We start from the raw sequence: 20852 nt of genomic DNA, 5'->3' as shown, positions 1-20852 counted from the left end.
TCACGGATGACCACAGTCACGGCCGCAGAGGCCGCATACGTCGTCGCCGCGCTGCTGTTCATCCTCAGCCTGGCCGGCCTCTCGCAGCACCGGACCTCCCGCTCGGGAGTCGTCTGGGGCATCGCGGGCATGGTCATCGCCCTGGCCGCCACCGTCGGTCTCGCCTCCCGGAGCATCACCGCCACCGGACTCGTGCTGATCGCCGTCGCGACGGCCGTCGGCGCGGGCATCGGACTGTGGCGCGCCCGGGTCGTCGAGATGACCGGCATGCCGGAGCTGATCGCCATCATGCACAGCCTCGTCGGCCTCGCCGCCACGTTCGTCGGCTGGAACGGCTATCTCGACGTCGACGCGGAGCTCAGCGGTTCGCTGCTGGGCATCCATCACGCCGAGGTGTTCATCGGGGTGTTCATCGGCGCCGTCACCTTCACCGGCTCGGTCGTCGCGTATCTGAAGCTGTCCGCGCGGATCAAGTCGAACCCGCTGACGCTGCCCGGCAAGCACATCCTCAACGTGGGCGCCCTGGTCGCCTTCGTCGCGCTCACCGTCGCGTTCGTGGCCCGGCCGAACATCGGCCTGCTCATCGCCGTCACCGTGGTCGCGCTCGCCCTCGGCGCGCACCTGGTCGCCTCCATCGGCGGCGGTGACATGCCGGTGGTCGTCTCCATGCTCAACAGCTACTCCGGCTGGGCGGCGGCGGCCTCGGGCTTCCTGCTCGCCAACAACCTGCTGATCGTCACCGGCGCGCTGGTCGGCTCCTCCGGTGCCTATCTGTCGTACATCATGTGCAAGGCGATGAACCGCTCCTTCATCTCGGTGATCGCGGGCGGCTTCGGGACCCCGGCGGCGGCCGCCGACGACGGCGAGCAGGGCGAACACCGGGAGATCAACGCCGAGGAGACCGCCGAACTGCTGCGGGACGCCACCTCGGTGATCATCACCCCGGGTTACGGCATGGCGGTGGCCCAGGCCCAGTACCCGGTCGCCGAGCTGGCGCGCAAGCTGCGCGAGCGGGGCGTCGAGGTGCGCTTCGGCATCCACCCCGTCGCCGGCCGGCTGCCCGGGCACATGAACGTGCTGCTCGCCGAGGCGAACGTGCCGTACGACGTCGTCCTCGAAATGGACGAGATCAACGACGACTTCGCCGCCACCTCGGTCGTCCTGGTCATCGGCGCCAACGACACCGTCAACCCGGCCGCCACCGACAACCCCTCCAGCCCCATCGCCGGCATGCCGGTGCTGCACGTCTGGGAGGCGGCCAACGTGGTCGTCTTCAAGCGGTCGATGGCCGCCGGGTACGCCGGTGTGCAGAACCCGCTGTTCTTCCGGGAGAACACGCAGATGCTCTTCGGCGACGCCAAGCAGCGGGTGGAGGACATCCTGCGCGGTCTGGACGCCCTCGACGCGCCGGTCCCGGAGATGGCCGGCACGTCGCGCTGAGCCGTGCTCAGTCGTCGGGGACACCGTTGCCGCAGAGGGCGGGGACGGTGTCCTCGACGCGTGTCAGGGAGCGCGCGGCGAGCCGGAACTGCCCGAGCTTGTCGACGATCGTCTGCCCGACCGGGGTGTGCCCCCAGATGCTGATGCCCTGGTGGGTGCTCGGCTCCCAGGTGGACTCGTCCACGACGACCGGGTTCCAGCCGACCTCCCACTCGAAGCCCGAGGGCGTGCGGGCGTAGTAGGACAGCTCCTTGTCGTTGGTGTGCTGACCGACGGACAGGGCCATGTCGAAGCCGAGTTCGTGCACGCGCTGATAGCTGCGGGCCAGGTCGTCCAGAGTCGTCGTCTGAATGTTGAGGTGCTGGACACGGGTGCGGACCGGGTCGATCGGCATGCCCCGGACGGCTGCGACGGCGATGGAGTGGTGGCGTTCGTTGACGCGCAGGAAGCGGATCTTCAGCTTGACTCCGCTGATCGTCTCGTCGATGCGGTCGGTCAGCCGGGCGTCGAAGACGGTGTCGAAGTAGCCGCGCAGCCGCGCCGGTCTGGTGGACGTGATCGCGACATGCCCCATGCCCGCCTCGCCGGTGACGAAGCCCGAGGAGAGCATCCGCAAGGGCTCGGCCGACCGCACGGGGGTCGTGTAGATCTCCTGTGTGATGCCCTTGGGACCGGGGAAGCGCAGCAGGCGCTCGACGCCGCGCAGCGCCGCCTCTTCGGCCGTGCCCTCCTTCAACGGCACGCCATGGGCGCGGATCCGGGCCTCGATCCGCTCGAACGCCGCGTGGTCGTCGATGTGCCAGCCGGTCGCGACGACGTCCTCGGCGGGACCGCGCCGCAGCAGGAACCGGCACTCCTGGTCGTCGAGCCGGAACCGTGTCACATCGCGGGAGAGATCGTCGCGGTGCATGCCGATGGCGTCGCTGCCGAAGCGGCGCCAGTCAGCGAAGCGCTCGGTCTCGATGACGAGGTAGCCGAGATGGACCGAGCCGAAGACGGACGTACCGGCTGACGTGTTCCCGGGCGTCTTCATCGGCGGCCCGCCAGGAAGCCGGCGCACAGCCGGTTGAAGAGCTCCGCGCGCTCGAACTGCACCCAGTGGCCGGTGTTGGCGACCAGATACAGATCGCAGTCGGGCATGCGCTCGGCCAGCATCGCCCCGCCGGACGGCCGGTTGACCCGGTCGGCGGCGCCCCACAGCACCAGCGTGGGCACGGGCAGACGGGCGAGCCGCCGGTCGCGGGTGAAGTCCATCCTCCATAGGGTGCGCAGGGCGTTCGGCCCCGAGGGGCGGCGCAGCGGCGGGGCGGCCACCACCTCGGGGTCGATGCTCGCCTCGTAGCGCGCGTCGATCACCGCGTCAGGGACGTCGGCGGCGTTGAAGACGAGGTACTCACGGATGAACTTCTCCAGCTTCGCCCGTGACGGCCCGTCCCCGTTGTAGTAGTTCAGCAGGCTGGTGAGACCCGGCGTGGGCAAGCCGCGGGTGGTGCCGATGCCGCCGGGACCCATCAGCACCATGCGGTCGACCCGGTCGGGGGTGTCCAGGGCCAGCCGCAGCGCACAGGCACCGCCGTAGGAGTTGCCCACCAAGTGGGCTTTCTCCAGGCCGAGTTGATCGAGCAGGCCCCGGATGCCGTCGGCGAGGTGCCCGAAGGGGTCGGCGGCGTCGACGCCCTTGGTGCTGCGGCCGTAGCCGGGCAGGTCGGGGACGATGACCCGGTACTCCTTCGCCAGCGCGGCGATGTTGCGCGTGTAGTTGGAGACGCCGGAGGCGCCGGGGCCGCCGCCGTGCAGCAGCAGGACGGGCGGGCCCTCGCCGGTCTCCGCGACGAAGATCTTCCTGCCGGCGACGTCGAGCAGACGCTCTCGCATCGAGGGCGGCGAGGGCAGTTCGGTCGGTGCGCTCATGGTGGTCCTCACAGGGGCGTCGAGGCGGTCTCGTGCGGAAGGGGGGTGAATCCCGCCGGGGGATCCGGGAGCCGGGCTCCCGCGCGGGCAGCGGCGTAGACGTAGGCGTCCGGGCGCAGGGCGACGGTGGCCGTGCGGTGCCGGTCCAGCCAGGGCAGCAGCACACTGTCGCTGTCGACGAGGGTGCCCTCGGCAGGTGCGGAACCGGCGGGCGTGACGATCAGCGAGGGGACGCGCCACGTCGGCCGGGCGGCCTCGGCGCGGGCGTGCAGCAGCAGCCAGCGGCCCCCGAGAACGTCGTCGAGCCGCACCCGTTCGCCGTCGGGCCCGGTCACCCAGGGCTGGGGGAGCTGGCTGCCCGAGGCCTTGGCACGCGAGCGGGCCTGGAAACCCTCGGCGTAGCGGGCGACGGGTATCCACTTGGAGTCCTGCAACCAGTCGCCGAACCCCGGCACCCGGTTCAGGACGGGGAGCACGGCGTCGCGGACCAGGGTGACCGGACGGCGCCGCTCGGTGATGATCCGCCCGACGAACACCGCCCGCTTCGTCACCTCCCTGACGTGCGGCATGCGTTCGGCCTCGTAGCTGTCCAGCAGCGTCTCGGGCAGTTCGCCCCGCAGCACGGCCGCCAGCTTCCAGCACAGGTTGGCCACGTCACGCACCCCGGCGGCCATGCCCTGGCCGATCCACGGCGGCATGGCGTGGGCCGCGTCCCCGGCGAGGAAGACCCGGCCCACCCGGAAGCGGGTCGCGAAGCGGACGTGGTGGCTGTAGACGGTGGCGCGCAGGACCTTGACGCTGTCCCTGCCGATGCCGTACCGGGCCACCAGCTCGTACACCGCGTCGTCCGTGGTCAGATACGCCTCGTCGTCGCCCGGCAGGATCGGGAACTCCCAGCGGTGGTGCCCCAGCGGGGTCGGGCAGTCCACGGCCGGCCGGGCCGGGTCGCAGCGAAAGCGCAGCCGGTCGTGGTCCGGCCAGGGCTTGAGCATCTCGGTGTCGATGACCACCCAGCGGTCCTCGTAGGTCCGGCCCTCGTAGCCGATGTTCAGCTGGGCCCGGGTGAGGCTGGACCCGCCGTCGGCGGCGATCACATACGCGGCGCGCAGCCGCCGTACGGAGTCGTCGGCAGTGCCCGCCACTGTCAGCTCCACGCCGTCGGCGTCCTGCCGCAGCCGCAGGCACTCGTGCCGCAGCAGCACCTCGACGTTCGGGTAGCGGGCGGCGCCTTCGCGCAGGACCCGTTCCACCGCCGGCTGGTAGAGGAACAGCTGCGGCGGATGGCCGTGGCCGTGCGAGGCCGGGCGCGCGCTGAGGAAGGTCCGGCCGCGCCCGTCGACGAAGTCGCAGGGCCGCTCGGCCAGCATGTCCCGCTTGAGCCGCTCGTCCAGACCGACGCGCTGCCAGATCCGCATGACCTCCTCGTCCGTGGAGATGGCCCGGGCACGGGAGAAGATCTCGGCGTCGCGTTCGAGCACGACGACCCGCAGCCCCATCGCGCCGAGCAGGTTCGCCGCCGTGACCCCCGTGGGCCCATAGCCGATCACCGCCACGTCGTAGGCCGTCTCTCCCGGTCTGATCTCGCCCACCGGGCCACCTCGCTCTCGTCCTTGTCGGGGGGTGTTGCACATGGGTTGCTGTAGTGTTTACTCCAATTGGAATGACCGCTACGGTAAGCAGAGTGAGGGAGAGGGTCAAGTGCCGCGCAGGAAGCGTGCGAACGGGGTGGAGTCGCGTCAGCGGATCCTCGACGCGACGGTGGAGATCGCCGGCGAACGGGGCTACGAGGGCACCTCCATCGCCGCCGTCAGCGCCAAATGCGGACTGCCCGCCAGCTCCATCTACTGGCACTTCAAGGACAAGGACGACCTCATCGCCGCCGTCATCGAGCGCAGCTTCGAGACCTGGCTGAAGGCCGTCGCACTACCCGGCGAGGACACCGGCACCCCCCTGGAACGCGTCACCACCATGGCCGCCAACATCGCCAGATCCCTCGTCGACGCACCCGACTTCCTCCGCCTCGGGCTGATGCTCGCCCTGGAACGACGCCCCAGCGAACCCCGCGGCCGCACCGTCTTCCTCCAGGTCCGCGAGATCGCCGCCCGACGCATCGCGGAGACGGCCCGGGAGCTGTATCCGGAGCTGGACGAGGCCGCGGCCCGCACCCTCACCACCTACGCCGTCGCGGGCGCCGACGGTCTGTTCGTGCACCGGGAGATCCACGGCGAGGCCGTGGACCTGGTGGCGATGTTCGAGATCCACGCCCGGCTGGTCCACGACGCGGCGAGCCGCCTGGCAGCGAGGAGCAAGGCATGACCCTGACCGCCCCCCAGCGTGCACGAGCCCGCAGGCTGCTGCGCGAGGCCGAGCGCAGCGCGACGCCGATCGACCCGCTGTCGGAACTGCTGCCGGGCCTGGACACGGCCGACGCGTACGCCGTCCAGCAGGGCAACATCGCCGAACGGCTGGCCGCCGGTGCCACGGTCGTCGGGCACAAGGTCGGACTGACCTCGGCCGCGATGCAGAAGCTTCTCGGCGTCGGCGAGCCGGACTTCGGGCACCTGCTGGACGACATGGTCCACCGCGACGGTGGCGCCGTAGGCGCGGGGCGGTACTGCGCCCCGCGCGTCGAGCCGGAGATCTGCTTCCGGCTCGCCGCGCCCCTGCGCGGGCCCGGCGTCACCGTCGCGGAGGTCCTCGCGGCGACCGAGGCGGTCGCGCCCGCGCTGGAGATCGTCGACAGCCGGATCCGCGACTGGAGGATCACCCTGGCCGACACGGTCGCGGACAACGCCAGTTCGGCCGGTCTGGTCGTCGGCGCGTGGACACCCCTCGCCGAGGCGCCCGATCTCCCCGCCGTCCTGGTCGACCTGCTCGTCGACGGCGAGCGCGTCGCCTCGGGCAGCGGCCGGGAGGTGCTCGGGCATCCGGCCGCAGCGGTCGCCTGGCTCGCCGACACGCTGTCCGCCTTCGACATCACCTTGGAACCGGGCCATGTGGTGTTGCCCGGCGCCATGACCACCGCCCCGTTCGTCACCGCAGGCCAGAAAGTGGAGGCCCGCTTCAGCGGCCTCGGGCCGGTGTCGGTGAGTTTCGTCTGATCAGCTGCCCCAGGAGACCTCCATGCCCCCTGCCCCCTGGCCGGTCGCCGTCATCGGCTCCGGCAACATCGGTACCGACCTGATGATCAAGATCATGCGCGGCTCCGGCGCGCTCACGATGGGCGCGATGGCCGGGATCGACCCCGCCTCCGACGGTCTGGCCCGGGCCCGACGGCTGGGTGTCGCCACCACCGCCGACGGCGTCGACGGACTGCTGGCGCTGCCCGGGTTCCAGGACATCAGGCTGGTCTTCGACGCCACGTCCGCAGGCGCGCACCAGGCCAACTGGGCCAAGCTGGAGCCCACCGGTGTCCGGGTCCTCGACCTCACGCCCGCCGCGATCGGCCCGTACTGCGTGCCCGTGGTCAACCTCGACGCCCATCTCGACGCCCCGAACCTGAACATGGTCACCTGCGGCGGCCAGGCCACCGTGCCGATCGCGGCGGCCGTCGCGCAGGTCGCCCCCGTCGCCTACGCCGAGATCGTCTCCTCCATCGCCGCGAGGTCGGCCGGCCCCGGCACCCGCGCCAACATCGACGAGTTCACCGAGACCACCTCCCGCGCCCTGCGCGAGGTCGCCGGCGCCCGCCGCGGCAAGGCCGTCATGATCCTCAACCCGGCCGAGCCGCCCCTGCTGATGCGCAACACCGTGTACTGCCTGGTCGAGGGCGACTGCGACCACGCCGCCATCGAGAACAGCATCCTGGCGACGGCCGAGAAGGTCCGGGCGTACGTGCCCGGCTACCGGCTCAAGCAGAGCGTCCAGTTCGACCGGCACGACTCCCTGCACATCCCCGGCGTCGGCCCGTTCACCGGCACAAGGGTCACCGTCATGCTCGAAGTCACCGGCGCCGCCGACCACCTGCCCGCCTACGCAGGCAACCTCGACATCATGACCTCCGCGGCCGTCGCCGCCGCCGAACGCATCGCCCTGCGCACACCCGCGGGGGTGGCCCGATGAACCGCCTGTACATCAGCGACGTCACCCTCCGGGACGGCATGCACGCCGTCCGGCACCAGTACACGACCGCCCAGGCGGCCGCCGTCGCCGCCGCCCTGGACGCCGCCGGAGTCGACTCCATCGAGGTCGCCCACGGCGACGGACTCGCGGGCTCCTCCTGCGTGTACGGCTTCGGCGCCCACACCGACCTGGAGTGGATCGAGGCCGTCGCCTCGGTGGTCACCCGGGCCCGCGTCGCCACCCTCCTGCTCCCCGGCATCGGCACCGTCCACGACCTGCGCGACGCCCACTCCGCCGGGGCGTCCGTCGTCCGCGTGGCCACCCACTGCACCGAGGCCGACATCTCGGCCCAGCACGTCGCCGCGGCACGCGAACTCGGCATGGACACCGTCGGCTTCCTGATGATGAGCCACATGACGGACCCCGCGACACTCGCCCGTCAGGCACGCCTGATGGAGAGCTACGGCGCCACCTGCGTCTACGTCGTCGACTCCGGCGGCGCGCTGACGACACGGGGCGTCGCCGCCCGCGTCGACGCCCTCCGGCAGGCCCTCGACCCGGCCACCGGGATCGGCATCCACGCCCACCACAACCTCTCCCTCGGCGTGGCCAACTCGCTCACCGCCGTCGAGCACGGCGCCCACCGCGTCGACGCCTCGCTGGCCGGCATGGGCGCCGGAGCCGGGAACGCGCCCCTGGAGGTGTTCATCGCCGCCGCCGACAAGCTCCGGCTCCCGCACGGCTGCGACCTGTTCGCGCTCCAGGACGCGGCCGACGACCTCGTACGGCCGTTGCAGGACCGCCCCGTCCAGGTCGACCGCGAGACCCTCACCCTCGGCTACGCCGGCGTCTACTCCAGCTTCCTGCGCCACGCCGAGGCCGCCGCGGCCCGCTACGGCGTCGACGCCCGCAGCCTGCTCGTCGAGGTCGGCCGGCGCGGGATGGTCGGCGGCCAGGAGGACATGATCACCGACGTGGCGCTCGACCTGCTCGACGGAAGGGACAGCACGTCATGACGGGCCGCATCGACGTCCACCAGCACAGCGTGCCGCCCTTCTACCGCGACCTGCTCGCCAAGGCCGGCATCGAAGAGGCGGGCGGCCGCGCCCTGCCCGACTGGAGCCCCGTGGCCGCGCTGGAGCTCATGGACCTGCTGGGCATCACCACGGCCCTTCTGTCGGTCTCCACCCCCGGCACCGGTTTCCTCACCGACCCTGCCGAGGCGGCGTCCCTGGCCCGCCGGCTCAACGACCACGGCGCGACCCTCACCGCCGAACACCCGGGCCGCTTCGGCCACTTCGCCACCCTGCCGATGCCCGACCTCACAGCATCCGCCGAGGAGGCCCGGCGCGCCCTGGACGAGCTGGGGGCCGACGGCGTCACCCTGCTCGCCAACAACCAGGGCAGCTACCTGGGCGCCGACGGCCAGGACCCGCTGTGGCGGACCCTGGACGAACGCGGCGCCGTCGTCCTCGTCCATCCGGCCGAGCTGCCCGCACCGGCCGTCGAGCACATCCCGCCGTTCGCCGCCGACTTCCTCCTCGACACCACGCGGGCCGCCTACCTCCTCGTCCGCAACGGTGTCGTCCGTACGTACCCGAACATCCGGTTCATCCTCAGCCACGCTGGAGGGTTCGTGCCCTACGCCTCCCACCGCATGGCCGTCGCCCTCGCCGCCGAGACGAGGCGCAGTCCCCTGGACGTGCTGGACGACTTCCGGAGCTTCTACTTCGACACGGCCCTGTCCTCCAGCCCGGCGGCCCTGCCCACCCTGCTCGCCTTCGCCCGCCCCGAACGCGTCCTGTTCGGCAGCGACTGGCCCTTCGCCCCCGCCGTGGCCGGGCAGTACTTCGCGACCGGCCTGGACACAGGCCCCGACCCGTCGACCTTCACGGCCGTCAACCGCGCCAACGCCGCGGCGCTCTTTCCCCGCCTGGCCGCCACGCCCACCCCGGCACCGGCCCGCCCGCTCCCGTACCGCCTGCGCCGGTCCGCCCGACGGACAGCCGCCCGGCTGCTCTTCCGGCTCGTGCAGCCCGGCGACGGCTGATGTCCTGCCTCAGCGCTCGGCCGCCATGCGGCTCGCCGCCTCGTACACCACCTTGGCGTGCAGTTCGAGCATCGCCACCAGGTCGACGGCCTCGCCGTGGATCTCCCGGTGCACGAACAGACCGTCGGCACCGGCGACGGCGTAGGTGGTGAGGGTGCGTACGGCTTCCTCCTCCAGGTCCGGGAAGAGGGTCTCGACCGTCTCCGCGATGCGTCGGGCGGCGATCTCGCGGACCTGGAGGAAGACGGTGCGGCCCCGCGGTTCCACGGGGCGCCGTTCCAGGGCGAGCATCAGGCCGAGGCGCAGGAAGTCGGGTGCGTCGACGAGAGATCTGGCGATGTTGGCCGCCATGGTGGTGACGCGTTCCAGGGGGGTTCCGGTGTCCTCGCCGGATAGTGCGACGGCCTTCAGCCAGGTCTCGAAGCTGCGCTCGATGACGGCGGCGATGAGGTCGTCCTTGTCTTTGAAGTGCCAGTAGATGGAGCTGGCGGGCAGTCCGCACTTGGCGCTGACGGCGGCGATGGAGGTGCCCTCGTAGCCCCGTTCGCCGGCGATCTCCACCGTCGCGTCGAGGATCCGCTGACGCGACTCCACCCCGTTCGCACGCTTCCTGCGTGCCGTCTGCGGCCTGGTCATCTGCTTGCCTCTCCCGCTTGTGCGGGGCCCGTGATCCCCGAAGGCCCCTTTGCGCGGCTTCACTCTAAAGACACCCGTACGTCATGTTGCTGACCGGAGTCAACGCGTGCTCGATGCCCGAACCGCTGATCACGGCCCCGGGAGACGCGAAGGCCGGCTCGACGGTGTCGAGCCGGCCTTCACGGTGCTGTCGGGGGCCGGTCAGTCCGTGCCGGACTCCATCGCCGCGCGGTCCAGCCATGCGTCCTCTTCGGAGACCTCACCGCGGGAGGCGATGGCCTCGGCGCCGCCCTCGGGCAGCTCCGGCATGGTGCCGATGAGCCCGGTCGCGGCGGCCTGGGAGGCGCCGATGGTGGGGCTGCCGGTGCCGATCAGGCCGATGCCGGCGTACTGCTCCAGCTTGGCGCGCGAGTCGGCGATGTCCAGGTTGCGCATGGTGAGCTGGCCGATCCGGTCCACCGGGCCGAACGCCGAGTCCTCGGTGCGCTCCATGGACAGCTTGTCCGGGTGGTAGCTGAACGCCGGGCCGGTCGTGTCGAGGATCGAGTAGTCCTCGCCGCGGCGCAGGCGAAGCGTGACCTCGCCCGTGATCGCCGCGCCGACCCAGCGCTGCAGCGACTCGCGGATCATCAGCGCCTGCGGGTCCAGCCAGCGGCCCTCGTACATCAGCCGGCCGAGACGCCGTCCCTCGGCGTGGTACTGGGCGAGGGTGTCCTCGTTGTGGATGGCGTTGACCAGCCGCTCGTAGGCCGTGTACAGCAGGGCCATGCCGGGCGCCTCGTAGATGCCGCGGCTCTTGGCCTCGATGATCCGGTTCTCGATCTGGTCCGACATGCCCAGGCCGTGCCGGCCGCCGATGGCGTTGGCCTCCATGACCAGGTCGACGGGGGAGGCGAACTCCTTGCCGTTGATCGTCACCGGGCGGCCCTGGTCGAAGCCGATCGTCACGTCCTCGGTGGCGATCTCGACCTCGGGGTCCCAGAACCTCACGCCCATGATGGGCTCGACGGTCTCGACGCCGGTGTCCAGGTGCTCCAGGGTCTTGGCCTCGTGGGTGGCGCCCCAGATGTTGGCGTCCGTGGAGTACGCCTTCTCCGTCGAGTCCCGGTAGGGCAGCCCGTGGGCGAGCAGCCACTCCGACATCTCCTTGCGGCCGCCGAGCTCGGTCACGAAGGCCGCGTCCAGCCAGGGCTTGTAGATCCTGAGGTGCGGGTTGGCGAGCAGGCCGTAGCGGTAGAACCGCTCGATGTCGTTGCCCTTGAAGGTCGAGCCGTCGCCCCAGATCTGGACGTTGTCCTCGAGCATCGCCCGGACCAGGAGCGTGCCGGTGACGGCACGGCCCAGCGGCGTGGTGTTGAAGTACGCCCGCCCGCCCGAGCGGATGTGGAACGCGCCGCAGGTCAGCGCGGCCAGGCCCTCCTCGACCAGCGCCGCACGGCAGTCGACCAGACGCGCGATCTCGGCACCGTAGGTCTTGGCACGGCCGGGCACCGAGGCGATGTCGGGCTCGTCGTACTGGCCGATGTCGGCGGTGTAGGTGCACGGGACGGCGCCCTTGTCGCGCATCCACGCGACCGCGACGGACGTGTCGAGACCGCCCGAGAAGGCGATGCCGACGCGCTCGCCGGCGGGCAGGGAGGTGAGGACCTTGGACATAGGAAGAGTATGTATCATCACGCATAATCATGCAAGTGGGGTGCGTGGATTCCGACCGGGGGGTCCAAAGTTCGCACCGCTCCGGCCGGAACCAGCTCAGAAAGTGTTCTGCTCGGAGCTTCCGAGCGCCCCGAGAATCCGCTCCGCGGCCAGGGTCGGCGTCAACTCGCCGTCCCTGACCCGCTGTTCGAGACCGGGCGCCAGTGCCCGCACCGCCGGGTCCGCCCGCAGGCGGCCGAGGAGTTCGTCGCGGACCATGGTCCAGGTCCAGTCGACCTGCTGGTCACGGCGCTTGGCGGTGAGGCGGCCGGTCGAGTCCAGCAGGGTGCGGTGCTGCTCCAGGCGTTCCCACACGGTGTCCAGACCGGCCGACTCGCGGGCGCTGCAGCTCAGCACGGGCGGGGTCCAGGCCGCGTCCTTCCCGTGCATCAGGCGCAGCGCGCCCGCCAGCTCACGCGCGGCGGCCCGGGCGTCGCGCTCGTGCGGACCGTCCGCCTTGTTGACGGCGATCACATCGGCCAGCTCCAGGACACCCTTCTTGATGCCCTGGAGCTGATCGCCGGTGCGGGCGAGGGTGAGGAGCAGGAAGGAGTCGACCATGTTCGCGACCGCCGTCTCGGACTGGCCGACGCCGACCGTCTCCACCAGGATCACGTCGTAGCCGGCCGCCTCCATCACCACGATCGACTCACGGGTCGCCTTCGCCACTCCGCCGAGCGTGCCCGCCGTGGGGGAGGGGCGGACGAACGCCGCCGGATCCACGGCCAGGCGCTCCATCCGGGTCTTGTCGCCGAGGATCGAGCCGCCGGTGCGGCTGGAGGAGGGGTCGACCGCGAGGACGGCCACCCGGTGCCCGAGGGAGGTCAGCAGCGTGCCGAACGCGTCGATGAACGTCGACTTGCCCACACCGGGCACCCCGCTGACGCCGATCCGCCGGGCCCGCCCGCTGTGCGGCAGCAGCTCGGTCAGCAGCTCCTGGGCCAGCGCCCGGTGCTGGGGCCGGGTCGACTCGACGAGCGTGATGGCGCGGGCGATGATCGCCCGCTTCCCGTCGAGTACGCCCTTCGCATACGCGTCGACTTCGATCACAGCTCGTGCCCGAGGTCGGCCGCCAGCCCCTTCACCAGGTCGTACGCCGCGTCCGGGATCACCGTCCCGGGCGGGAAGACGGCCGCCGCGCCCATCTCCAGCAGCGTGGGCACGTCCTGCGGCGGGATCACCCCGCCGACCACGATCATGATGTCCTCGCGCCCCTCCTCGGCGAGCTGCTCGCGCAGCGCCGGCACGAGGGTGAGGTGACCGGCCGCCAGCGACGAGACCCCGACGATGTGCACATCGGCCTCGACGGCCTGCCGGGCCACCTCGGCGGGGGTCTGGAACAGCGGGCCGACGTCCACGTCGAAGCCGAGGTCGGCGAAGGCGGTGGCGATCACCTTCTGGCCGCGGTCGTGGCCGTCCTGGCCCATCTTGGCGACCAGGATGCGCGGACGGCGCCCCTCGGCCTCCTCGAAGTCGGACACGAGAGTGCGGGTACGGTCCACGGACGGCGACTCCCCGGCTTCGTTGCGGTACACGCCGGTGATGGTACGGATCTGGCTCGCGTGCCGCCCGTACACCTTCTCCAGGGCGTCCGAGATCTCCCCGACGGTGGCCTTGGCGCGGGCGGCGTTCACCGCCAGCTCCAGCAGGTTGCCCTCGCCGCCGGCGGCCCGGGTCAGCGCGTCCAGCGCGTCCCGGCAGGCGGTCTCGTCCCGCTCCGCGCGCAGCCGCCGCAGCTTCTCGACCTGCTGGGCGCGCACCGAGGAGTTGTCGACCTTGAGCACGTCGATCTGCTCGTCGCTGTCGACCCGGTACTTGTTGACGCCGATGACGGGCTGGCGACCGGAGTCGATCCGGGCCTGGGTGCGGGCCGCGGCCTCCTCGATGCGCAGCTTGGGGATGCCCGCGTCGATGGCCTTGGCCATGCCGCCCGCGGCCTCCACCTCCTGGATGTGCTGCCAGGCGCGCCGCGCCAGGTCGTACGTCAGCTTCTCCACGTACGCGCTGCCGCCCCAAGGGTCGATCACGCGGGTCGTGCCGGACTCCTGCTGGAGCAGCAGCTGCGTGTTGCGGGCGATACGCGCCGAGAAGTCGGTGGGCAGGGCCAGCGCCTCGTCGAGGGCGTTGGTGTGCAGCGACTGCGTGTGCCCCTGGGTCGCCGCCATGGCCTCGACGCAGGTGCGCGTCACGTTGTTGAACACGTCCTGCGCGGTCAGCGACCAGCCAGAGGTCTGCGAATGGGTGCGCAGGGAGAGCGACTTGGCGTTCTGCGGGTCGAACTGCTTCACCAGCTTCGCCCACAGCAGGCGCGCCGCCCGCAGCTTGGCGACCTCCATGAAGAAGTTCATGCCGATCGCCCAGAAGAACGACAGCCGGGGCGCGAACGCGTCCACGTCCAGGCCGGCCTCACGGCCCGCCCGGATGTACTCCACGCCGTCCGCGAGCGTGTACGCCAGCTCCAGGTCGGCCGTCGCACCGGCCTCCTGGATGTGGTAGCCGGAGATGGAGATCGAGTTGTAGCGGGGCATCCGCTGCGAGGTGAAGGCGAAGATGTCGGAGATGATCCGCATCGACGGCTTCGGCGGATAGATGTAGGTGTTGCGGACCATGAACTCCTTGAGGATGTCGTTCTGGATGGTCCCGGCCAGTTTCTCGGGCGGTACGCCCTGTTCCTCCGCCGCCACGATGTACAGCGCCAGCACCGGCAGCACGGCGCCGTTCATCGTCATCGACACGGTCATCCTGTCCAGCGGGATGCCGTCGAACAGCTGGCGCATGTCGTAGATCGAGTCGATCGCCACACCCGCCATGCCGACGTCACCCGTCACGCGCGGGTGGTCGCTGTCGTAACCCCGGTGCGTGGGCAGGTCGAACGCGACCGACAGGCCCTTCTGCCCGGCCGCGAGGTTGCGCCGGTAGAAGGCGTTCGACTCCTCGGCCGTGGAGAAACCGGCGTACTGACGGATCGTCCAGGGCTGGTTGACGTACATCGTCGGGTACGGGCCGCGCAGATACGGCGCCTGGCCCGGGCGCGTGTCCAGGAAGTCCAGGCCCTCCAGGTCACGGCCGGTGTACAGCGGCTTGACCGCGATGCCCTCCGGGGTCTCCCAGAGCAGGTCGTCCCCGCCGGACGCGTTCTTGACCGCCGTACGCCACTCGTCGGGGCCGCCGTCGGCGGTCGGGGTCCCCAGCTCGATCCCGGAGAAGTCGGGGATTCCCATCAGGACACTCCCATGCGGTCGAGGGTCGCGGACAGCACGGCGACGGCGTCACAGCCCGCGAAGACGTAACTGTCGACACCGGGGTGGTTCCCCGGCCGCCCGGCGAGGAACACCTGCGCGGCGCCCGCGGCCTTGAGCCGCCCGGCCACCGCCTCGGCCTGTTCCTCGTACAGGGCGTCACTGGAGCACAGCACGGCCTCGCTCGCGCCGCTCTCCTCGAAGGTGCCCTCCGTGACGGGCTCGATGCCGCCCGCCTGGAAGAGGTTCGAGGCGAAGGTCAGGCGTGCGGTGTGGGCCGCGGCCGGGCCGATCGCGGCCAGGAAGATCCGGGGCCGGGAGCCGGTCGCCGCGAGATGGGCGTCGGAGCGGGCACGCAGCGCCTCGTACGCCTCGTCGCGGCGCACCCGCGGCAGCCCGCCGGAGCGCGGCTCGGGAGCCGGCTCGCGGACGACCGGCTTCTCGCCGAGGTGCGGGAACTCGCTGACGCCCGTGATGGGTTCGCGCCGCTTGGCGAGCTTGCCGCTGCGGGCCGCCCAGGTGTCGGCGAGGTCCTGGCCGAGGTCGCCGGAGCGCAGGGCGGCCGCCTGGCCGCCGAGCCGTTCGATCCGCCGGAAGAACTCCCAGCCCGCCCGGGCGAGTTCGTCGGTGAGCCGCTCCACGTACCAGGAGCCGCCCGCCGGGTCGATCACCCGGGACAGGTGCGACTCCTCGATGAGGATCGTGGAGGTGTTGCGGGCGATACGGCGGGCGAACGCGTCCGGCAGGCCGAGCGCGTGGTCGAAGGGCAGCACGGTGACCGAGTCGGCCCCGCCCGCCCCCGCGGCCAGCGTCGCGATGGTGGTGCGCAGCATGTTCACCCACGGGTCGCGGCGCGTCATCATCACCGGTGAGGTGACGACGTGCTGGAGCTGCGCCCCCGCGCGCGGGGCCCCGCAGGCCTCGGCGACCCTCGCCCACAGCCGGCGCGCGGCCCGCAGCTTGGCGATCGTCAGGAACTGGTCGGCGGTCGCCGCGTACCGGAACTCCAGCTGTGCGCAGGCCCGTTCGACGCTCAGCCCGGCCTCGGTCAGCTCCCGCAGATACGCCACCGCCGTGGCCAGCGAGCAGCCCAGCTCCTGGGCGGCCGAACCGCCGGCCTCGTGGTACGGCAGCGCGTCCACAGTAAGCGCCCGCAGCCCCGGGTACTCCCCGGCGCACAGCCGCGCGAGCTCCGCCACCGGCGCGACCTCGTACCCCTGTCCCGTACGGGCCTCGTGGCCGAGCGGGTCCGCGCCCAGGTTGCCGCGCGCCGCGTCCGGGGCGACGCCCCGCTCCCCGTGCAGCCGCAGCAACTCCCGTGCGGCGGGCTCGGTCTCGCGTCCCGCGTCGAGGACGACGGGTGCCAGGTCGAGATAGACGCCGTCGAGGACCTTGCCGAGGGACGGCACCGGAATGCCGTCCTCGCCCACGGTCAGCCAGAGGGAGGTGACGCCGTTCTCCAGGTCCGCGAGCACCGTGGCGTTGTCGGCCACCGCGTGCCGCTGCCGTACGTCCCAGCCGCCGACCGTGTTCCCCTCGGCACGGCCGCCGCGCACAAAGGGCGCGAACCCGGGGAGACCAGGCTCGGGAGCGGCGTCACGGGCGGTGTAGAGGGGCCGGGTGCGCAACCCGTCCTCCAGGGCGGTGGACAGGGCTTCCTCGGCCTCGGCTCCCTCGACGTCCTTGCCCGACTTGCGCAGCACACCCGCCACAAGGCGCTGCCACTGCTCATGGGGCACATCAGGGAACTCGCCGGCCAGCTCAAGCCTGTCGTCAGGCAGGACCGTCATGCTCGGATGTTAGGCCACGTTAACGAAAGAGCAGCAGTGGGCACGGCTGTGACCTTGCCCTCTCCCTGACTGTGGCCCCGGTCTCCATGACCCGGGACGGCGTTCACGCCGGCTTCGTGACCTGGCCCCCGGACCCGCGCAGCGCCTGGTACACGGACCACACCACCGCCACCAGCGGTACGGCCACCACGGCGCCGATCACCCCCGCCGCCACCGCTCCGCCGACGACCGCCAGGGCCACCACCACCGGGTGCAGCCGCACGGCCCAGCTCATCACGATGGGGTGCAGCAGGTGGCCCTCGATCTGCCCGATGATCACGATCAGGGCCACCACCACCAGGGCGATGAGCGGCCCCTTCGTCGCCAGCGCGACGACAGCCGCGACCGCCAGGGCGATCGGCGAGCCGATCAAGGGGATGAAGGCGGCCAGGAACTCCAGCAGCGCCAGCGGCACGGCGAGCGGCACCCCGAGGGCGAACAGGGCGATGCCCACGAGGACCGCGTTGGTCGCCGCCACCAGCAGGATGCCGTGCGTATAGCCGGTGAAGGTCCGCCACGCGGCCCGGCCCGCGACCGTGACCTGCCGCCGCGCCCCGTCGGGGAGCTGGTCGCACAGCCACCGCCACTGCCGCTCGCCCGAGTGCGTGAAGAAGACCGCGCAGAACAGGGCCAGAGCCAGCACGGTCAGCACCTCCAGCAGCCGGCTCGCACCGCTGAGCGCCGTACTGATGAGGGTGGAGCGATGGCTCGACAGGAGCCTGCCGATCCGGGACTGCAGATCGGCGAAGGCGTCCGCGGGAAGCCGGAACGGCGGCTCCTCCAACTGGCGCTCGATCCGGTCGATCCCCGCCACGAACTCCCGCTCCAGCCCGCGGCGCTGATCCGCCACGGTCTCACCCACCAGGGCCAGCGCCCCGAGGACGAGGACGATGCCGCCGACGATCGCCACGCCGACCGCGACCGGCCTGGGCATGAACCGGGCCAGCAGACCGGCCGCGGGGCGCAGCACGGCGGCGATGACGAGACCGAGGAAGACGGCGACGGCGATCCGGTGGAACTGCCCGAGCACGGAGAAGGCGACGCGGACGACGATGCCGACGGCGATGATCCGCCAGGCGTACGCGGCCGCGGTCCGCAGCCAGGCCGGGACACGCGGCTCCTCGCCGCCCGGGCGTCCGGGCGGCGAGGCGGGCGGTTCGGCAGACGCGGCCATCTCATGCCCGTACCACCCACCGCCCGCCGGACCTCGGCGCGTCCCCGGAATTCCCCCGAAGGCCGGTACCGGTGGGCGCGGCGTCGGGGGAAAAGGACGGGGAAAACGGACAAGGACCAGCCGTCCGACAAGGAGAGTCCACGCCATGGGTACCGCCGTCCACGTCCCCCAGACCCGGGACATGATCGGAGACGAGCTCTCCGGAGACGAGGCGTTCGCCGCCCTGCGCCACTACGGGGGGCTGCGGCTGCTGACGGACTCCTTCGCCCGGTTCCGCTACGCGGACGGCTTCAGCAACGCGCGGGCCCTCGCCTTCCAGGTGGTGCTCGGACTGGTTCCGTGCACCGTGGCGCTCGTCGGGCTGGCCACCTCGGTGCACACCGAGGGCGTGGGCCGGATCATCGAGCTCACGCTCGGCCGGATCGTGCCGGGTGCCAGCGCCCAGATCGTCGAGGACGCCTTCGAGGGGACGCGGCGCACCGCTCACGGCGACGTCTGGAGCACGCTCGCCCTCTGGCTCGGCCTGGGATTCGCGCTGCTGAACCTCGCCTCGGCCATGGGCCAGATCGAGCGCGGCGCCAACCGTATCTACGGCATCGAGCGCGACCGTCCCTTCCCGCGCAAGTACGCGCGAGGCCTCGTGCTCGCGCTCGCCGCCGGCCTGCCTCTGGTGCTGGGGTTCGTCGCACTCGTCGCCGGCGAGGCCGTGGGGGACGCGGTGGCGGACTCCGCCGGCTGGGAGGGCAGCGGGCCGCAATGGTGGAGTGTGCTCGACATCCCCGTGGGGCTCGCGCTGGCCTGGATGGCCTCCGCCGTGATCTTCCGCTGGTCGCCTCGCCGCGTCCAGCCCGGCTACACCTGGCTGGCCTTCGGCTCGGCCGTGCACCTCCTGCTGTGGGTGTCGGCCACCTGGCTGCTCGCGCTGTACGTCGAGGAGAGCGGTGCATTCGGCGCCGTGTACGGGCCGCTCACCGCCTTCATCGCCCTGCTGCTGTGGGCCAACCTCACCGCCGTCGCGCTCTTCCTCGGCATCGCGTTCGCCGCCCAGCTGGAGGCGGCCCGCGCCGGCATCACCTCACCGGTCCGTCCGGACCCCGGGCCCGGCGCGTGACACGTGACGTCAGCGGCTCGCCGCCGCGGTCACCGTCGCGGGGTCCACCCCGGTCAGTTCGACGACGCGGTGCGGTGCCACACCGGCGGCCAGCGCGCGGGCGATCAGGCCGTCCCGGCCGTCCGCGCAGTCGCGGAAGGCGAGCAGCTCCTCCTCGACCCGGGCGAGCGACTGCGGTGCGTTCAGATGGCGGACCCGGCTCAACTCCTCGTCGCCCAGCGGGACCGGCAGCCGTTCCGCTCCCTCGGGGATCGCCGCCGTCTCCTCCGGCGGCAGCAGACGCAGCTGCGGCGAGACCGGCGTGCTTCCCTGCGCGTCCAGCCACGCGCGTACCGCGGGAGTCTCCATGCACGCGAGATCCCCGACCGCGGCGGGGGCCACGCCGAGCGGCGCGGACGGGTCGTCAAGCAGGAACAGGTAGGCGTCGTCGGTCATCCTCGGCTCCTTCTCGACGGGGGCTGATCGACTCCCTTTACCCCGCCCCGCCCGGAATACCACCGGCTCCGGGATTCACCGCCGTCGCGGACAGAACCTGTCCGCGACCCCGGCTACCGTGCCCCCATGGCGAACACCCAGCGGAGCGTCCTCGGTACCCGTGCCCTCAACCGCGCCACCCTCGACCGGCAACTGCTGCTGCGCCCCGCCCGGATGTCCGCCGTCGCGGCCGTCGAACATCTGGTCGGCCTCCAGGCGCAGAACGTCAAGCCGCCGTACTACGCGCTCGCCGCCCGCCTCGACGGTTTCGACCCCGAGGCGCTGTCGAAGCCGATGGCCGACCGCGAGGTCGTGCGTATCGTCACGATGCGCTCCACCATCCACACCCACACCGCGGACGACTGCCTCACCCTGAGGCCGCTGGTGCAGCCCGCCCGGGACCGGGAGCTGGTCCAGTTCCGCAAGGGACTCGCCGGTGTCGACCTGGACCGGCTCGCGGCTCTCGCCCGGGACCTCGTCGAGGACGGGCCCCGCACGATGAAACAGTTGCGCGAGGCCCTGCTCCAGCAGTGGCCCGACGCCGATCCGCAGGCCCTGGCGGTCGCCGCCCGGTGCCGGCTGCCGCTCGTGCAGGTGACCCCGCGCGGTCTGTGGGGCCGCAGCGGGCAGGTCAGTCTCACCACCGCCGAGCACTGGCTCGGCCGCCCCGCCGAACCCGCCCCCGCCCCCGACGCGGTCGTCCTGCGCTACCTCGCCGCCTTCGGCCCGGCCTCCGTGAAGGACATGCAGACCTGGGCCGGACTGACCCGTCTGCGGGACGCCTTCGAACGACTCCGCCCGCGACTCGTCACCTTCCAGGACGAGGGCGGCGCCGAGCTCTTCGACCTCCCGGACGCCCCCCGCCCCGACCCGGACACCCCTGCCCCGCCGCGCTTCCTGCCCGAGTTCGACAACCTGCTCCTGTCCCACGCCGACCGCACCCGCGTCGTCCCCCAGGAACACCGGGGCCGCTCCTGGCAGGGCAACATCGCCTACCCCACGCTCCTCGTCGACGGCTTCCTCGCGGGCCTGTGGCGACTGGAGGACGACGCCCTCGTGATCGAGCCCTTCGACCGGCTCACCCGGGCCCGGCGGGACGAGGTCACCGCCGAGGGCGAGCGGATGCTGCGCCTGATGCACCCGGGGACGTCGTACGACATCCGCTTCGGCACCGTACGGAAATGACGCACGGCGCATGGAGAGGGGGCGTTGCGGGCCGCTCGTGGAGGCC

Annotated in this window: 18 protein-coding genes; 8 read left to right on the top strand and 10 right to left on the bottom strand. The window is 71.9% G+C overall.

Going from position 1 to position 20852, the window contains the following annotated elements; all coding sequences use genetic code 11:
* The first annotated feature begins 6 nt into the window (after window positions 1-6).
* The gene (pntB, locus tag ACWIF2_RS30405) at window positions 7-1440 is read left to right on the top strand and encodes a Re/Si-specific NAD(P)(+) transhydrogenase subunit beta (RefSeq protein ID WP_454364021.1); all 1434 of its coding nucleotides are present in this window, start codon (window positions 7-9) and stop codon (window positions 1438-1440) included.
* A 7-nt stretch (window positions 1441-1447) separates the two neighbouring features.
* Here pntB and ACWIF2_RS30400 read toward each other — a convergent pair whose 3' ends face one another.
* From ACWIF2_RS30400 to ACWIF2_RS30390, 3 genes are read right to left on the bottom strand one after another with little or no spacing between them, the layout of a single operon-like run.
* Window positions 1448-2473, bottom strand: a complete 1026-nt coding sequence (locus ACWIF2_RS30400; RefSeq protein WP_454364020.1) for a VOC family protein — start codon at window positions 2471-2473, stop codon at window positions 1448-1450.
* Complete coding sequence (locus ACWIF2_RS30395; RefSeq protein WP_454364018.1) at window positions 2470-3351, bottom strand: alpha/beta fold hydrolase; 882 nt, start codon at window positions 3349-3351, stop codon at window positions 2470-2472. Before ACWIF2_RS30395 ends, ACWIF2_RS30400 begins: the two co-directional genes overlap by 4 nt.
* 8 nt (window positions 3352-3359) lie before the next feature.
* The gene (locus ACWIF2_RS30390; protein WP_454364016.1) at window positions 3360-4940 is read right to left on the bottom strand and encodes a bifunctional 3-(3-hydroxy-phenyl)propionate/3-hydroxycinnamic acid hydroxylase; all 1581 of its coding nucleotides are present in this window, start codon (window positions 4938-4940) and stop codon (window positions 3360-3362) included.
* A 109-nt stretch (window positions 4941-5049) separates the two neighbouring features.
* Here ACWIF2_RS30390 and ACWIF2_RS30385 point away from each other — a divergent pair, with 109 nt between their 5' ends.
* Genes ACWIF2_RS30385 through ACWIF2_RS30365 form a run of 5 tightly spaced genes read left to right on the top strand, consistent with a single transcriptional unit; the run spans window position 5050 to window position 9463 of the window.
* Complete coding sequence (locus ACWIF2_RS30385; protein WP_454364014.1) at window positions 5050-5667, top strand: TetR family transcriptional regulator; 618 nt, start codon at window positions 5050-5052, stop codon at window positions 5665-5667.
* Window positions 5664-6452 carry a 2-keto-4-pentenoate hydratase gene (locus ACWIF2_RS30380; protein WP_454364013.1) on the top strand — a complete coding sequence of 263 codons (789 nt, stop codon included), beginning with the start codon at window positions 5664-5666 and terminating at the stop codon, window positions 6450-6452. Before ACWIF2_RS30385 ends, ACWIF2_RS30380 begins: the two co-directional genes overlap by 4 nt.
* 22 nt (window positions 6453-6474) lie before the next feature.
* Window positions 6475-7413: an acetaldehyde dehydrogenase (acetylating) gene (locus ACWIF2_RS30375; RefSeq protein ID WP_454364011.1), complete on the top strand. Its 939-nt coding sequence runs from the start codon at window positions 6475-6477 to the stop codon at window positions 7411-7413.
* The gene (dmpG, locus tag ACWIF2_RS30370; RefSeq protein WP_454364009.1) at window positions 7410-8429 is read left to right on the top strand and encodes a 4-hydroxy-2-oxovalerate aldolase; all 1020 of its coding nucleotides are present in this window, start codon (window positions 7410-7412) and stop codon (window positions 8427-8429) included. Before ACWIF2_RS30375 ends, dmpG begins: the two co-directional genes overlap by 4 nt.
* Window positions 8426-9463 carry an amidohydrolase family protein gene (locus ACWIF2_RS30365; RefSeq protein ID WP_454364007.1) on the top strand — a complete coding sequence of 346 codons (1038 nt, stop codon included), beginning with the start codon at window positions 8426-8428 and terminating at the stop codon, window positions 9461-9463. Before dmpG ends, ACWIF2_RS30365 begins: the two co-directional genes overlap by 4 nt.
* A 9-nt stretch (window positions 9464-9472) precedes the next feature.
* Here the strand turns inward: ACWIF2_RS30365 and ACWIF2_RS30360 are convergent, their stop codons facing one another.
* The 6 genes from ACWIF2_RS30360 to ACWIF2_RS30335 form a co-directional block, all read right to left on the bottom strand.
* Window positions 9473-10099, bottom strand: coding sequence for a TetR family transcriptional regulator (locus ACWIF2_RS30360; RefSeq protein WP_454364005.1), 627 nt, complete (start codon window positions 10097-10099; stop codon window positions 9473-9475).
* Window positions 10100-10300: 201 nt separating this feature from the next.
* Window positions 10301-11755: an argininosuccinate synthase gene (argG, locus tag ACWIF2_RS30355; protein WP_454364004.1), complete on the bottom strand. Its 1455-nt coding sequence runs from the start codon at window positions 11753-11755 to the stop codon at window positions 10301-10303.
* A 96-nt stretch (window positions 11756-11851) separates the two neighbouring features.
* The gene (gene meaB, locus ACWIF2_RS30350) at window positions 11852-12844 is read right to left on the bottom strand and encodes a methylmalonyl Co-A mutase-associated GTPase MeaB (protein WP_454364002.1); all 993 of its coding nucleotides are present in this window, start codon (window positions 12842-12844) and stop codon (window positions 11852-11854) included.
* Window positions 12841-15015 (bottom strand): methylmalonyl-CoA mutase, encoded by a 2175-nt coding sequence (gene scpA / locus ACWIF2_RS30345; RefSeq protein WP_454364001.1) that lies wholly within the window; start codon window positions 15013-15015, stop codon window positions 12841-12843. Before scpA ends, meaB begins: the two co-directional genes overlap by 4 nt.
* On the bottom strand, window positions 15015-16823 hold the full coding sequence (locus tag ACWIF2_RS30340; RefSeq protein ID WP_454363999.1) for a methylmalonyl-CoA mutase family protein: 1809 nt from the start codon (window positions 16821-16823) through the stop codon (window positions 15015-15017). Before ACWIF2_RS30340 ends, scpA begins: the two co-directional genes overlap by 1 nt.
* A gap of 103 nt (window positions 16824-16926) precedes the next feature.
* Window positions 16927-18036 (bottom strand): AI-2E family transporter, encoded by a 1110-nt coding sequence (locus ACWIF2_RS30335; protein WP_454363997.1) that lies wholly within the window; start codon window positions 18034-18036, stop codon window positions 16927-16929.
* 145 nt (window positions 18037-18181) lie between these two features.
* On the opposite strand from ACWIF2_RS30335, the gene ACWIF2_RS30330 reads away from it, so the two are divergent.
* Window positions 18182-19147 carry a YihY/virulence factor BrkB family protein gene (locus ACWIF2_RS30330; RefSeq protein ID WP_454363996.1) on the top strand — a complete coding sequence of 322 codons (966 nt, stop codon included), beginning with the start codon at window positions 18182-18184 and terminating at the stop codon, window positions 19145-19147.
* 9 nt (window positions 19148-19156) lie between these two features.
* Here the strand turns inward: ACWIF2_RS30330 and ACWIF2_RS30325 are convergent, their stop codons facing one another.
* A complete protein-coding gene (locus ACWIF2_RS30325; protein ID WP_454363995.1) occupies window positions 19157-19582 on the bottom strand; it encodes a DUF6003 family protein in 426 nt (141 codons plus the stop codon).
* Window positions 19583-19708: 126 nt separating this feature from the next.
* Between ACWIF2_RS30325 and ACWIF2_RS30320 the strand changes: the two genes are divergently transcribed.
* Window positions 19709-20806, top strand: coding sequence for a winged helix DNA-binding domain-containing protein (locus ACWIF2_RS30320; protein ID WP_454363994.1), 1098 nt, complete (start codon window positions 19709-19711; stop codon window positions 20804-20806).
* Window positions 20807-20852: the final 46 nt, after the last annotated feature.

It is taken from the genome of Streptomyces sp. NPDC055506 (assembly GCF_053643595.1).
Note: the sequence above shows the minus strand (reverse complement) of the source record. Positions and strands in the feature narration are given on the sequence as shown.

Coding starts and splice junctions, on each gene's coding strand:
- ACWIF2_RS30400 (WP_454364020.1), bottom strand. CDS start 2,473: ATGAAGACGCCCGGGAACACGTCAGCCGGTACGTCCGTCTTCGGCTCG.
- ACWIF2_RS30330 (WP_454363996.1), top strand. CDS start 18,182: ATGGGTACCGCCGTCCACGTCCCCCAGACCCGGGACATGATCGGAGAC.
- ACWIF2_RS30320 (WP_454363994.1), top strand. CDS start 19,709: ATGGCGAACACCCAGCGGAGCGTCCTCGGTACCCGTGCCCTCAACCGC.
- ACWIF2_RS30335 (WP_454363997.1), bottom strand. CDS start 18,036: ATGGCCGCGTCTGCCGAACCGCCCGCCTCGCCGCCCGGACGCCCGGGC.
- ACWIF2_RS30325 (WP_454363995.1), bottom strand. CDS start 19,582: ATGACCGACGACGCCTACCTGTTCCTGCTTGACGACCCGTCCGCGCCG.
- ACWIF2_RS30395 (WP_454364018.1), bottom strand. CDS start 3,351: ATGAGCGCACCGACCGAACTGCCCTCGCCGCCCTCGATGCGAGAGCGT.
- ACWIF2_RS30380 (WP_454364013.1), top strand. CDS start 5,664: ATGACCCTGACCGCCCCCCAGCGTGCACGAGCCCGCAGGCTGCTGCGC.
- ACWIF2_RS30340 (WP_454363999.1), bottom strand. CDS start 16,823: ATGACGGTCCTGCCTGACGACAGGCTTGAGCTGGCCGGCGAGTTCCCT.
- ACWIF2_RS30365 (WP_454364007.1), top strand. CDS start 8,426: ATGACGGGCCGCATCGACGTCCACCAGCACAGCGTGCCGCCCTTCTAC.
- ACWIF2_RS30360 (WP_454364005.1), bottom strand. CDS start 10,099: ATGACCAGGCCGCAGACGGCACGCAGGAAGCGTGCGAACGGGGTGGAG.
- pntB (WP_454364021.1), top strand. CDS start 7: ATGACCACAGTCACGGCCGCAGAGGCCGCATACGTCGTCGCCGCGCTG.
- argG (WP_454364004.1), bottom strand. CDS start 11,755: ATGTCCAAGGTCCTCACCTCCCTGCCCGCCGGCGAGCGCGTCGGCATC.
- scpA (WP_454364001.1), bottom strand. CDS start 15,015: ATGGGAATCCCCGACTTCTCCGGGATCGAGCTGGGGACCCCGACCGCC.
- dmpG (WP_454364009.1), top strand. CDS start 7,410: ATGAACCGCCTGTACATCAGCGACGTCACCCTCCGGGACGGCATGCAC.
- ACWIF2_RS30375 (WP_454364011.1), top strand. CDS start 6,475: ATGCCCCCTGCCCCCTGGCCGGTCGCCGTCATCGGCTCCGGCAACATC.